Below are 13,375 nucleotides of genomic sequence, written 5' to 3' on the forward strand. Positions count from 1 at the left end.
GGGGACAAGATGAATCCGCTGGTCTATTTTTCCAGCTCGTCGGAGAACACTCACCGTTTTGTCGGGAAGCTGGAACTCCCGGCAATACGTATCCCTATTGCCGGTGCCCGTAAAACACCGCAGATCGAGCAGCCCTATATTTTGTTAGTACCCAGTTATGGTGGTGGCAGCCCGATAGGAGCAGTACCGATTCAGGTGATCCGTTTTCTAAATGATCCACACAACCGTTCATTGATTCGCGGCGTTATTGCTGCGGGTAACACTAATTTTGGCGACGCCTATTGTCTGGCAGGGAAAATCATCTCCCAAAAATGTCAGGTTCCTTATCTGTATCGTTTTGAACTACTGGGTACAGCAGAAGATGTGGCTAACGTGCGCAAGGGAGTAACTGAATTTTGGCAACGACAGAACTGAATATCACTGATCCATCCAGTAGCGAGCTTGACTATCACTCACTGAATGCGATGCTAAACCTCTATGATGCTGATGGACGTATCCAGTTTGATAAAGACCGGTTGGCGGCACGTCAATATTTCTTGCAACACGTCAATCAAAACACCGTGTTCTTCCACAATTTGCAAGAAAAACTCGATTATCTGGTCGAAGAAGGATATTACGAGAAAGAGGTGCTGGCTCAGTACGATTTCAGCTTTATCAAAAGCTTATTCCAGCAGGCCTATAGCAAAAAATTTCGTTTTCCCACTTTCCTTGGCGCCTTTAAATATTACACCAGCTATACCCTGAAAACCTTTGATGGCAAACGTTATCTGGAACGCTACGAAGACCGTGTTTGCATGGTGGCGCTAACACTGGCAGCAGGTGACCCGACACTGGCGCAAGAACTGGTAGAAGAGATAATCTCTGGTCGATTCCAACCGGCCACCCCGACCTTCCTCAATTGTGGTAAAAAACAGCGTGGTGAGCTTGTCTCCTGCTTCTTGTTACGCATTGAAGATAATATGGAATCAATTGGCCGCTCTATTAACTCAGCGCTGCAATTGTCTAAACGTGGTGGCGGGGTCGCTTTCCTACTAAGTAATATTCGTGAAGTCGGTGCGCCAATCAAACGGATTGAAAACCAATCCTCCGGCGTCATCCCTATCATGAAAATGCTGGAAGATGCCTTTTCTTATGCTAACCAGTTGGGCGCACGGCAAGGTGCAGGGGCGGTATATCTCCATGCCCATCATCCCGATATTTTACGTTTTCTGGATACCAAACGCGAAAACGCCGATGAAAAAGTTCGTATAAAAACCCTCTCATTGGGTGTGGTTATCCCGGATATTACCTTTGAGCTGGCGAAGAATAACGAAGAAATGTACCTGTTCTCTCCTTACGATGTAGAACAGGTTTACGGTTTACCGATGTCAGAAATCAGCATCAGCGAAAAATACCGCGAGATGGTCAATGACAAGCGCATCCATAAAAGCAAAATCAAGGCACGCGAGTTCTTCCAGATTCTAGCCGAGATCCAGTTTGAATCCGGCTATCCCTATATGATGTTTGAGGACACGGTTAATCGCGCCAATCCGATTAAAGGTCGAATCAATATGAGTAACCTGTGCTCAGAAATTTTGCAGGTTAATTCACCAACCGAATACAACGACGATCTTAGCTATCGCCATATCGGTAAAGATATCTCTTGTAACCTTGGTTCGATGAATATCGCGCATACCATGGATTCACCAGACTTTGGCAAATCGATTGAAACCGCTATTCGTGGGCTGACTGCCGTCTCCGATATGAGCAATATCCGCTCAGTACCCTCTATCGAGAAAGGTAATCAAGAATCCCATGCCATTGGCCTGGGGCAGATGAATCTGCACGGTTATCTGGCCCGCGAGCATATTTTCTACGGCTCTGAAGAGGCGCTCGATTTTACTAATATCTACTTTTATAGCGTGGTATATCACGCCATCCGCGCCTCGAACCAACTGGCAATAGAACGAGGCCACCACTTTAAAGGCTTTGATCAGTCAGATTATGCCTCGGGCACTTATTTCACAAAATATGTCGAGCAGAGCTGGCTGCCTAAAACCGCCAAAGTACAGGCACTATTTGCTCAGGCCGCTATTGTACTGCCCGATCAGCAAGATTGGGCCGCGTTACGCCAGTCAGTGATGGAACACGGTATTTATAACCAGAACTTGCAGGCGGTGCCGCCTACCGGTTCTATTTCCTATATCAATCATTCGACATCGAGTATTCACCCGATTGTCTCACCGATTGAGATTCGCAAAGAAGGCAAGATTGGCCGAGTCTATTATCCCGCACCTTACATGACTAACGATAACCTTGAATATTATCAGGATGCTTACCAGATAGGGCCGGAGAAAATCATTGATACCTACGCTGAGGCAACACAGCATGTCGATCAAGGGCTATCACTGACCCTGTTCTTCCGTGATACCGCCAGTACCCGCGATATTAATAAAGCGCAAATTTATGCCTGGAAGAAAGGGATTAAGACCATTTATTACATCCGGCTGCGTCAGATGGCGCTCGAAGGCACTGAAGTCGAAGGTTGTGTTTCTTGCTCGCTGTAATTCGCGGCACTGAATGAATAAAAATGGTTGATAAGGAAAATGATATGAACGCAGTAAAACCGATAACACACGTCAGTGCCATTAACTGGAATAAGATTGAAGACGATAAAGACCTGGAAGTATGGAACCGCCTGACAGCTAATTTCTGGTTGCCGGAAAAAGTCCCACTATCAAATGACATTCCCTCTTGGGCAACGCTGACACCTAATGAACAACAGCTTACGATTCGGGTTTTTACCGGCCTGACACTGCTGGATACTATTCAGAATACATTGGGTGCGCCGGCTCTGATTAAAGATGCCATTACCCCCCATGAGGAAGCGGTATTCTCGAATATCAGCTTTATGGAAGCAGTCCATGCTCGCTCTTATAGCTCTATTTTTTCTACTCTTTGCATGACATCTGATGTGGACGATGCCTATCGCTGGAGTGAAGAGAATGGCCCACTACAAAATAAAGCCAATATTATCTTACAGCACTATCATAATGATGACCCACTGAAGAAAAAGATAGCCAGTGTATTTCTGGAATCATTTTTATTCTATTCCGGCTTCTATTTACCGATGTATTGGTCCAGCCGGGCAAAATTAACCAACACTGCCGATCTTATTCGATTAATCATCCGTGACGAGGCAGTACATGGTTATTATATCGGCTACAAATTTCAGAAAGGGTTGGAGAAAGTCGACAATAGTCGCCGCCAGGAAATAAAGAACTTTGCCTTCGATCTGCTGCAAGACTTATATGACAATGAGGTGCGTTACACCGAGGACCTGTATGATAAGGTTGGCTGGACCGAAGATGTCAAAAAGTTCCTTCATTATAATGCCAATAAAGCATTAATGAATTTAGGTTATGAAGCCTTATTCCCCGCCAGTCAAGCAGCAGTCAGTCCGGCCATTCTGGCGGCATTATCACCAAATGCAGACGAGAATCACGATTTCTTCTCCGGTTCTGGCTCCTCTTATGTGATTGGCAAGGCAGTCAACACCGAAGACGAAGATTGGGATTTTTAAGCGTTCCCTATCGGTGCCCCACCCTCACTTTTATGGCATAAAAATGAGGCGATCCACATCCACTGGCAGCCGCAGCAAGGCTGCCCTCTATTGGGTGATGATTTAATGCCTCAGTCACCTTGTAAACTCACCACCACATATCCGCTATATTTACCTACGCAATGAACAGAACCACAACTAAAAACTGAAATTATTACCTGACTACTAATTTAGGCGCAGGCCAGTATATCAGGGGGATTCAGCATGTCTCTTGTGACGATAAAAATGTCATATCAGCATGATGACGGATGCTCAAACCGAAGGCTGACCACAAGAAAAATAGAGGGAATATAATCAATAACAGTATACTCAATAGAATGAATATATATGGACAATATTCACGCTATTAACTGGCTAATTATAGCCCACTCAGCATATCAATATTAAGCAAGATGTGAACATCAAAAAACCACAATATTAACGTATATAAATTAACAGATTAAAAAGATATATACTGAGATAAGGACTATTGCAATTCAGATTATAAGAACATTGAGGGTTGTCTCAGATTCTCATTGTGTTAGGGTATATGGCGCTCTATTTTTTCATCAGGATAACATTGATCGAATAAACATAATTCAAAATTGACAGAGGAATACACCAGCTGCATGGCAATTAAACTCGAAGTAAAGAATCTATATAAAATATTTGGTGAGCATCCAGAACGGGCTTTTAAGCTGCTTGAATCAGGTAAGAATAAAGAGCAGATATTTGCCAAAACTGGTTTGTCCGTTGGCGTTAAAGATGCCAATCTGGCCATTGAAGAAGGCGAGATATTCGTCATCATGGGGTTATCCGGTTCTGGTAAATCCACCCTGGTACGCCTTCTCAATCGTCTGATAGAACCCACCCGTGGAGAAGTACTGATCGATGGCGAAGATATTGCCAAAATATCTGATAGTGCCCTGCGCACCGTACGCCGTAATAAGATCAGTATGGTCTTTCAGTCCTTTGCATTAATGCCCCATTTGAATGTTCTCGATAACACCGCATTCGGTATGGAGCTGGCTGGCGTCCCTTTGCAGGAACGTCACGACAAAGCGCTGGAAGCACTGCGTCAGGTGAGTCTGGAAAGCTACGCCCACTCCTACCCCGATGAACTTTCCGGCGGGATGCGTCAGCGCGTCGGTTTAGCCCGGGCGATGGCCAATAACCCTGACATCTTATTAATGGATGAGGCCTTTTCAGCGCTAGACCCCTTAATACGTACAGAAATGCAAGATGAGCTGGTCAAATTACAGGCCAAACATCAAAGGACCATTGTCTTTATCTCTCATGATTTGGATGAAGCCATGCGCATTGGTGATCGTATCGCCATTATGCAGGGCGGCGAAGTAGTACAGGTCGGCACCCCAGATGAAATACTGAATAATCCGGCTAATGACTATGTGCGCACCTTCTTCCGTGGCGTCGATATCAGCCACGTCTTTAGTGCCAAGGATATCGCGCGCCGTCGCCCGGTATCATTAATTCGTAAAACCCCGGGTTTCGGCCCTCGTTCAGCATTAAAACTGCTTCAAGATGAAGACCGCGATTATGGCTATGTGCTGGAACGCGGGCAGAAGTTTATTGGCGTGGTATCGATAGATTCACTGAAAAAAGCCTTGGCGGAGAGCCAGTCGCTGGATAGTGCCTTACTGGCCGATCCTGCGCCGGTTCCCGCAGACATGCCCCTCAGTGAGTTGATTTCACTGGTTGCCCAGGCCCCGTGTGCGGTCCCTGTGGTCGGTGAAGACAACAGTTATATCGGTATTATTTCCAAAGCCATGCTGTTGCAGGCTTTAGATAAGGAGACGCCAAATGAGTGATCCAATTCAAAGCAGTACCCCTGTAGACAGTAATCCTTGGGCGACGGATGCGGCAGCTTCAACAGCACCGGCGGCAACAGATACCGCCCCTCAGACACTGTCAGCCGCTGTTGACCCGTGGGGAGCGAGCATGGCTGAGGGTAGCCATGCCGCCAGCAGTACCAGCCATGAGGTTGCTTCTCAGGCCGTTCAGAGCACTGCGACACAAAGTACCGATTGGTTGAATAGTACTCCGGCCGCTGCTCCCGAGCATTTCAGTTTGATGGATCCGTTTCATAACACTTGGGTGCCACTGGATTCCTGGGTCACCCACGGTATCGACTGGGTTGTGCTGAATTTTCGCCCCCTGTTCCAGGGTATTCGTGTGCCGGTTGATTTTATTCTCAGTGGCTTTCAGCACCTGCTACTGGGCATGCCAGCACCGATCGCCATTCTGGTTTTCGCGCTGATCGCCTGGCAGTTCTCCACCTTAGGAATGGGCGTAGCAACCCTGATATCACTGGTTGCTATTGGCGCTATCGGTGCGTGGTCACAAGCAATGGTGACACTGGCGCTGGTTCTGACTTCGCTGTTCTTCTGTATTCTTATCGGGCTACCGATGGGGATATGGCTGGCACGCAGTAATAATGCCGCACGTATAATTCGGCCGTTACTGGATGCCATGCAGACTACACCGGCATTCGTTTATCTGGTACCCATCGTCATGCTGTTCGGTATCGGTAACGTCCCCGGCGTGGTCGTGACCATCATCTTTGCGCTGCCACCCATTGTTCGTCTGACCATTTTGGGCATCAAACAGGTACCAGAAGATCTTATCGAAGCCGCTGAATCCTTTGGTGCCAATCCACGCCAATTACTGTTCAAAGTGCAGTTACCGCTGGCGATGCCAACCATCATGGCAGGCGTGAACCAAACCCTGATGCTGGCACTGTCGATGGTAGTCATCGCCTCGATGATTGCTGTAGGGGGCTTAGGTCAAATGGTACTGCGCGGTATTGGCCGCCTTGATATGGGGCTGGCCGCAGTCGGTGGTGTCGGTATTGTGATTCTGGCGATCATCCTTGACCGCCTGACCCAATCATTAGGCCGCGATCGCCGTACCAAAGGCATTGGCCTCTGGTATACAGCCGGCCCGATTGGGCTTATCACCAAACCCTTTAGAAATACTAAGTAATTTCAAATTATTACGCTCAAATTTAAGCGTAATTGTCGCAGGCAGTTTGGACATGGACAGCGCGCAATCACCGCAACGTACACATAGTACGTAAGGATGATGAGCACTGTCCTCGTTCAAAATGGCAAGTAAAATAGCTTAAAAAGGAACAACTATGCGTTCGACAGGAATCTGGGCCTTGGCCCTCACCACACTGATCAGCACTCAGTTATCCGCCGCAGAATTACCGGGCAAAGGCATCACTGTCCAGCCGCTGCAAAGTACCATTTCGGAAGAGACCTTCCAGACCTCTCTGGTCAATAAAGCCTTGGAAAAACTCGGTTACGATGTCCAACCGACCAAAGAGGTAGATTACAACGTCGCGTATTCAACTATCGGCGCAGGTGATGCCACCTATCTGGCGGTAAATTGGGAACCACTGCATAACGACCAATATAATGCTGCCGGTGGCGATGCCAAATTTTATCGTCAGGGTAACTATATTGAAGGATTGGCACAGGGTTATCTGATCGATAAAAAAACCGCTGATAAATACCACATTACCAATATTGAGCAGCTAAAAGATCCGAAAATCGCCAAATTGTTTGATGCTAATAACGATGGTAAAGCCGACCTAACCGGCTGTAACCCAGGTTGGGGCTGTGAAGCACCGATAAATCATCAGATCAAAGCTTATGGTCTGAGCGATACCGTTATCCATAATCAGGGTAACTATGCCGCGATGATTGCCGATACGATTACACGTTACAAAGAAGGCAAACCAATCCTGTATTACACCTGGACACCTTATTGGGTCAGTGATGTATTGGTGCCGGGCCGTGACGTAGTATGGTTGCAGGTTCCCTTCTCTTCCCTGCCAGATAAAACTATCGACACCAAGCTGTCTAACGGTGCGAACTACGGCTTCCCACCGAGTGTGATGCATATCGTGGCTAACAAAAAATGGGCTGAAGCTAACCCGGCCGCCGCTAAGCTGTTCTCTATCATGAAATTATCGATTAATGATGTGAATGCTCAGAACATGCGGATGCACGCGGGTGAATCGTCAGATGCCGATATTGAACGTCATGTAAATGGTTGGATTCAGGCCCATCAGGCCACCTTTGATGGTTGGGTAAAAACAGCGGCGCAAGCAGGTAATGCGAAAGCTACGCAGTAAATTCTAAATGGGTTTATTGATGTGTTACCCAAGGGGGGAGTTCTATTATTTTGCCCCCCTGCAGCTTCAAGTACCAAGGGTATAGATACAACGAAGCCCTGAGTTAGCAATAACTCAGGGCTTCTGAATGTTGGCGGTGCGGACGGGACTCGAACCCGCGACCCCCGGCGTGACAGGCCGGTATTCTAACCGACTGAACTACCGCACCACGCTGCTGTTCCGGTTAAGAACGAGACGGATATTACGTATGGAATGCAATCTCGTCAATACTTTTTCCAGCAAAATAAGCCGGTTGCGCAGTTTTTCATCTGGAAATCATTTTATTCTGCATTTGCACTATCTTCCGATTCAAGCGGCATCCGCCACAAACAACTGCCGCCCTTCTTCATCACCAAATCCAGACGCGATTCATGGGCTGACAACTCCTCTTCAGCCGCATAAATTACTTTCAACGCAGATGCTGGCCGGGTAATACGCTGGATATTTTCAGAAGAATCATTCTGCGACTGATCACCTTCCATAGAGAAAGACAGAGACGTCTGACCGCCGGTCATCGCCAGATACACTTCTGCCAGAATTTCGGCATCGAGTAATGCGCCGTGCAACGTTCGCTTGGTATTATCTATCAGATAGCGATCACATAACGCATCAAGGTTATTACGCTTGCCGGGGAACAGGCGGCGCGCCAATAACAGGCTATCGGTGATGGTACAGAAGGTTTCCGTTTTCGGAATATCCTGCTGCAACATACGGAACTCGTAATCCATAAAGCCGATATCAAACGCCGCATTATGAATGACCAGTTCAGCACCACGGATAAACTCGAGAAACTCCGGTGTAATATCAGCAAATGTGGGTTTATCGGCCAGAAACTCATCACTGATACCATGGACACCGTAGGCCTCTGGGTCGACCAGACGGTCCGGTTTCACATACACATGGAAGTTTCTGCCGGTCAGACGGCGGTTGATCACTTCAACAGCACCGATCTCAATAATCCGATGGCCTTCATAATGAACGCCCAGCTTATTCATACCAGTGGTTTCAGTATCCAGAACAATCTGTCTGGTCGGGGTAACTTGCATATTGCCAGTGCTCATAGCGCTCGTTTATGTCAGACTTAACGTTTAAACAGATAGGAAGAGTCTACCAGAGATGACTAAACAGGTAGAAATTTTCACCGACGGATCTTGCCTTGGCAATCCTGGCCCCGGTGGTTATGGCGCAATTATGCGTTACAAACAACATGAAAAGACCTTTAGTGCTGGCTACCGTTTGACAACCAACAACCGTATGGAGTTGATGGCTGCTATCGTCGCCTTGGAGGCATTGACATCACCTTGCCACGTGACGCTCAGCACTGACAGCCAATACGTGCGTCAGGGCATCACACAGTGGATCCACAACTGGAAAAAGCGCGGGTGGAAAACCACAGACCGCAAACCGGTACGTAACGTAGATTTATGGCAACGGCTGGATCTGGCAATCCAAGGCCATACCGTACAATGGGAATGGGTTAAAGGCCATGCTGGCCATCCTGAAAATGAGCGCTGCGATGAACTGGCACGCCTTGCGGCCAATTCACCGACACAAGACGATATTGGTTATATCCCCAACTAACTCTTCTTACCTGACGTTGCCACGGTATTAGTGGCTTTCACACACCGAATCAAGGTTGGTCGCGATAACTTTTGGTTGCGCCAACCGCACGGCTAAACCAAGGCTTACGTGCACCAAACTTCATCGGATTAAATGTTAAAGGTATGGTGCGCTTACGGGCCACAATCAGGCTGACACACCCCAGCGCATGTAGATGGGTGCTGATAAAGCGCCCACCTTCTTTATGCCAGGGTAAAACGTGAAAGCACGACATATGCATAACTTCATAATTCAGCAAACTCAGCCAATCCAGCAAACGCATCTGAGTAAACATTCGGCTAATATAAGGCTGGCGCTGGCGTAATATTGGCACCAGCTTGCCGGCACCCAGCACACTCATCGGATTGAAGTTACTGATAATCAACCAGCCGTCATCAATAAGCACCCTATCTGCCTCACGCAAAATACGATGTGGATCAGTGGCATAGGCTAAAGAATGAGATAACAGACAGGCATCCACTGACTTTTCAGCAAAAGGTAACTGGTATGGGCTGGCCAGCACCTGCATATTAGTACCTTGTTCCCCCACATTAACCTGATGGGAGATAGCACATTTATCGCTGGCGATTTCCGCACTCAACTGGCCTATTTTCAACAGATGAAAACCAAATAGCTTCGGCCACCAAGGTTGTAATTGCTGTTCAAGCGCCGCACGGTAATACTCTCCCCAAGGTAACTCCGCCCAAGATGCGGGCGCATCGATCTGTTGGTGTGTTTGCGCTGGTTTCATGTTTCTACCCAATAGATTTCAAGGTGCAGGAAGGTGGCAAGTAAGTGAACCCCGATAAGCTAATCCCCGTAAGTGATGCGGATGAACGGGAGCCGCCAATACACCTGCGATTTGAAAGATGACGGGTATATTATCTTCTTTCACACTCAAGCGGTTGCCAACAAAAAAGAGGTATCCAATGAATCTTATCAGTATTCCGGCATTTCAAGACAATTACATTTGGTTATTGGCAAACCCACAAAAACACTGCGTTATTGTTGATCCGGGTGAATCAGCGCCGGTGCTGTCTGCACTGGCACAAGGCCAATACACTCCTCAGGCCATCCTGCTCACCCATCACCACAACGATCACGTCGGTGGTGTGGCACAATTACACCGCCATTTTCCCAATATTCCCGTCTATGGTCCGCAGGAAACAGCAAATAAAGGTGCGACAGTTATCGTAAATGGGGGTGATCACCTGACAATTGATGGTCAAAACTACACCATTATTGCCGTCCCTGGCCATACCCTTGGGCACATTGCATACTACAGCGAACCTTATCTTTTCTGCGGCGACACACTTTTTTCTGCCGGCTGCGGCAGACTATTTGAAGGCACACCAGAGCAAATGTATGCGTCAATTCAACGACTGGCGCAGCTTCCCGCTGAAACCTTAATTTGCAGCGCGCATGAATATACTCTCGCAAATCTTAAGTTTGCTCGTTTCATTTTGCCCGCAGATCAAGATATTGCTACATATCAACAACAAATCATGCAATTACGGGCAAAAAACCTACCTAGTTTGCCGGTAAAATTGCAATTAGAGCGTAAAATTAATGTTTTTTTACGTTGTGATGACATTGATTTACAAAGGAAAATAGGCGTTATCTCGCCACCAGACTCACTTGCTTCAGTTTTTTCCGAATTACGCGCCCAGAAAGACCGCTTCTGAGCTTTTAGTTGTGTTTTTTGTCGAAGCAAAGTATGATTGGTCGTCTTTTAAGCAACTGACATTGACACACACATGAAGACCAAAGCGATATTTCTCGCCTCAGTCTTGCTTGTTGGGTGCCAGACGTCCAAGCAGGACGTACAGGTTCCCGTGCAGCATGCGCAGAGTTTGTCTTCAGCAGGTCAAGAGAGTGAAGCAGGAGAGTACACAAATAGCGTCCGAGAGGGCAGCGCGCGATGGCTTGATAGTGAAAGTGGCCTCGCGCAGCAAGATTTGTGGAACTTCATTAGCGACGAGCTGAAGATGAAGGTTCCGGAAAATTCCCGGATCCGTGAACAAAAGCAAAAATACTTAAGAAATAAGAGCTATCTCCACGATGTAACATTACGGGCAGAGCCGTACATGTACCTGATAGTCGAGCAGATTAAGAAACGTAAAATGCCGATGGAACTGGTACTGCTACCCATAGTGGAGAGCGCTTTTGACCCACACGCGACATCATCCGCCAACGCCGCAGGGCTATGGCAGATAGTGCCGAGTACAGGTCGAAACTATGGCTTGAAACAAAACCAATGGTATGACGGCCGCAGAGATGTGGTTGCTTCTACCAAAGCAGCGCTTGATATGATGGAGCGCCTGAACAAAATGTTTGACGGTGACTGGTTGTTAACAGTCGCTGCTTATAACAGTGGTGAAGGCAGAGTCATGCAAGCGGTGAAAGCTAATAAGGCAAAGGGTAAACCGACCAATTTTTGGGCATTGTCGCTTCCACGTGAAACGTCAATTTATGTTCCAAAAATGCTGGCCTTGGGTGATTTAATCAAGAACAGCAAAAAGTACGGTATAAACTTGCCAGAACCCGACAAAGACCGTGCATTAGCACGTGTTGATGTAGGTCAGCAGATACAGCTAACTCAGGCGGCTGAGATGGCGGGGATGTCACTTACTAAGTTGAAATCCTTTAATTCTGGGTATAAGCGCAATGTAACGGCACCTGATGGACATGGTCCTCGTTATATTATGTTGCCAAAGGCCCATGCTGAGCAGCTTAAAGATTCATTGGCAGATACTGATATTGCCGCCGTTCAACCAACCAAGTTGGCACAGAACAGCTCAAAATCAGCATCAGGTTCGCAGTATAAAGTTCGCTCCGGTGATACCTTATCTACGATTGCCAAGCGGTTGAATATCAAGACCAGCGATTTGCAGAGTTGGAACAACTTACGTGCCAAGAGCACCTTAAAAGTTGGGCAAACCCTGCAACTGGCAAGCAATACAACGACCAGCAACAGCATCACCTATCAGGTTCGTAAAGGTGATTCTTTTGCCAGTATTGCCAAGCGTCACGGTGTAAACACCGACGATGTGATGCGATGGAATTCGGTAGTCAGCAAGGCTAATAGTTTACAACCAGGCTTGAAATTGACGTTGTTCGTTAACGGCAAATCGACCCCGGATACGTAGAGTCAGAATCGCGATTAAAGCTGTTAAAAAGCACCCTTCGGGGTGCTTTTTTTATGGCTGAAATTCAACCAGCAGTGGATTGTGATCAGAGGCTCGAGTCACTAATACCGATGCATCTGCCAGAGTAAGACCCCGATAAAAGACAAAATCAAGCGGTCGGCCAAACGCACGGCTACGGTTATCAGCCCGGAATTCAACTTCAGCTAACCCCACCACTTGGGCAAAGCACTGTAAAGCATTAACCCGCTGTCGGCTCCAGGCATTAAAATCCCCCGCCAGAATCACCGGGCCACGATGCATCGCGATTTGTTCCCCAATGGGCTCGAGTTGTTTACTGTAAACATCAACACCAAGACTGAAATTCACCGCGTGAATATTCACCACCATCAATAAACGGCCGTCATGGATTGGGTAAACAGTAATTAAGGCCGATTTAGACAACCGCAGTAACGGCTCTCTCTCACGCAGGGGGCAACAGTAGACCGGATGGGTGGCTGCAAGCGTCATCACACCTGAAGGGTGCTGAGGCAGTGCAAAGGCAGGAACCTGATCGGCCGCCTGATAGTGAGACGTAGCAAACCGCACCAGCTCAGGTGTTGTTTGTGCTTCTTGCAGTAACATCAGTTGAGTATCACGCCCGAACTCTTTGAGCACCGAGAGCCATTGCGCCCGCTGCTGCTTAAAGATATTCCACACCATCACCCGCAAAAATTCAGATGTCGGCAATGGCGCGCCTGGCGGTAACCCCAGCCCCAGTTGCTTAGCAGAACCTGGGAAGATTTGTTCAACCGGTTGACCTGCAACATATCGCATGGCATATGTTCGTTTCGGCACTTTGATGGCCTA

General features: G+C 47.6%; 12 protein-coding genes and 1 tRNA gene. 9 read left to right on the forward strand and 4 right to left on the reverse strand.

The window, feature by feature from the left end; genetic code table 11:
- The first annotated feature begins 9 nt into the window (after positions 1-9).
- The 6 genes from nrdI to proX all read left to right on the forward strand — a co-directional run bounded on the left by nrdI (position 10) and on the right by proX (position 7,742).
- Positions 10-414 carry a class Ib ribonucleoside-diphosphate reductase assembly flavoprotein NrdI gene (gene nrdI / locus Q2T71_RS15955; RefSeq protein ID WP_372559730.1) on the forward strand — a complete coding sequence of 135 codons (405 nt, stop codon included), beginning with the start codon at positions 10-12 and terminating at the stop codon, positions 412-414.
- The gene (gene nrdE / locus Q2T71_RS15960) at positions 396-2,546 is read left to right on the forward strand and encodes a class 1b ribonucleoside-diphosphate reductase subunit alpha (RefSeq protein ID WP_372559731.1); all 2,151 of its coding nucleotides are present in this window, start codon (positions 396-398) and stop codon (positions 2,544-2,546) included. Before nrdI ends, nrdE begins: the two co-directional genes overlap by 19 nt.
- 44 nt (positions 2,547-2,590) lie before the next feature.
- A complete protein-coding gene (nrdF, locus tag Q2T71_RS15965; RefSeq protein ID WP_372559732.1) occupies positions 2,591-3,562 on the forward strand; it encodes a class 1b ribonucleoside-diphosphate reductase subunit beta in 972 nt (323 codons plus the stop codon).
- Positions 3,563-4,209: 647 nt separating this feature from the next.
- The gene (gene proV / locus Q2T71_RS15970) at positions 4,210-5,409 is read left to right on the forward strand and encodes a glycine betaine/L-proline ABC transporter ATP-binding protein ProV (RefSeq protein ID WP_083163015.1); all 1,200 of its coding nucleotides are present in this window, start codon (positions 4,210-4,212) and stop codon (positions 5,407-5,409) included.
- Positions 5,402-6,583 (forward strand): glycine betaine/L-proline ABC transporter permease ProW, encoded by a 1,182-nt coding sequence (proW, locus tag Q2T71_RS15975; RefSeq protein WP_372559733.1) that lies wholly within the window; start codon positions 5,402-5,404, stop codon positions 6,581-6,583. Before proV ends, proW begins: the two co-directional genes overlap by 8 nt.
- A 154-nt stretch (positions 6,584-6,737) precedes the next feature.
- Positions 6,738-7,742 (forward strand): glycine betaine/L-proline ABC transporter substrate-binding protein ProX, encoded by a 1,005-nt coding sequence (proX, locus tag Q2T71_RS15980; protein ID WP_083163011.1) that lies wholly within the window; start codon positions 6,738-6,740, stop codon positions 7,740-7,742.
- Positions 7,743-7,873: 131 nt separating this feature from the next.
- On the opposite strand, the gene Q2T71_RS15985 is transcribed toward proX, so the two are convergent.
- Positions 7,874-7,950, reverse strand: a tRNA-Asp gene (locus tag Q2T71_RS15985).
- Positions 7,951-8,062: 112 nt separating this feature from the next.
- Positions 8,063-8,827 carry a DNA polymerase III subunit epsilon gene (gene dnaQ, locus Q2T71_RS15990; protein WP_083163009.1) on the reverse strand — a complete coding sequence of 255 codons (765 nt, stop codon included), beginning with the start codon at positions 8,825-8,827 and terminating at the stop codon, positions 8,063-8,065.
- Positions 8,828-8,897: 70 nt separating this feature from the next.
- On the opposite strand from dnaQ, the gene rnhA reads away from it, so the two are divergent.
- Positions 8,898-9,362, forward strand: coding sequence for a ribonuclease HI (rnhA, locus tag Q2T71_RS15995; protein WP_050074222.1), 465 nt, complete (start codon positions 8,898-8,900; stop codon positions 9,360-9,362).
- A 49-nt stretch (positions 9,363-9,411) separates the two neighbouring features.
- Here the strand turns inward: rnhA and Q2T71_RS16000 are convergent, their stop codons facing one another.
- A complete protein-coding gene (locus Q2T71_RS16000; RefSeq protein ID WP_083163007.1) occupies positions 9,412-10,131 on the reverse strand; it encodes a class I SAM-dependent methyltransferase in 720 nt (239 codons plus the stop codon).
- 178 nt (positions 10,132-10,309) lie between these two features.
- On the opposite strand from Q2T71_RS16000, the gene gloB reads away from it, so the two are divergent.
- Positions 10,310-11,065, forward strand: coding sequence for a hydroxyacylglutathione hydrolase (gene gloB, locus Q2T71_RS16005; protein ID WP_372559734.1), 756 nt, complete (start codon positions 10,310-10,312; stop codon positions 11,063-11,065).
- A 72-nt stretch (positions 11,066-11,137) separates the two neighbouring features.
- A complete protein-coding gene (mltD, locus tag Q2T71_RS16010; protein WP_083163003.1) occupies positions 11,138-12,529 on the forward strand; it encodes a murein transglycosylase D in 1,392 nt (463 codons plus the stop codon).
- Between the two features lie 51 nt (positions 12,530-12,580).
- Here the strand turns inward: mltD and Q2T71_RS16015 are convergent, their stop codons facing one another.
- Complete coding sequence (locus tag Q2T71_RS16015) at positions 12,581-13,363, reverse strand: endonuclease/exonuclease/phosphatase family protein (protein ID WP_083163001.1); 783 nt, start codon at positions 13,361-13,363, stop codon at positions 12,581-12,583.
- Positions 13,364-13,375: the final 12 nt, after the last annotated feature.

It is taken from the genome of Yersinia sp. 1652 StPb PI (genome assembly GCF_041538345.1).
GTDB lineage: Bacteria > Pseudomonadota > Gammaproteobacteria > Enterobacterales > Enterobacteriaceae > Yersinia > Yersinia enterocolitica_E.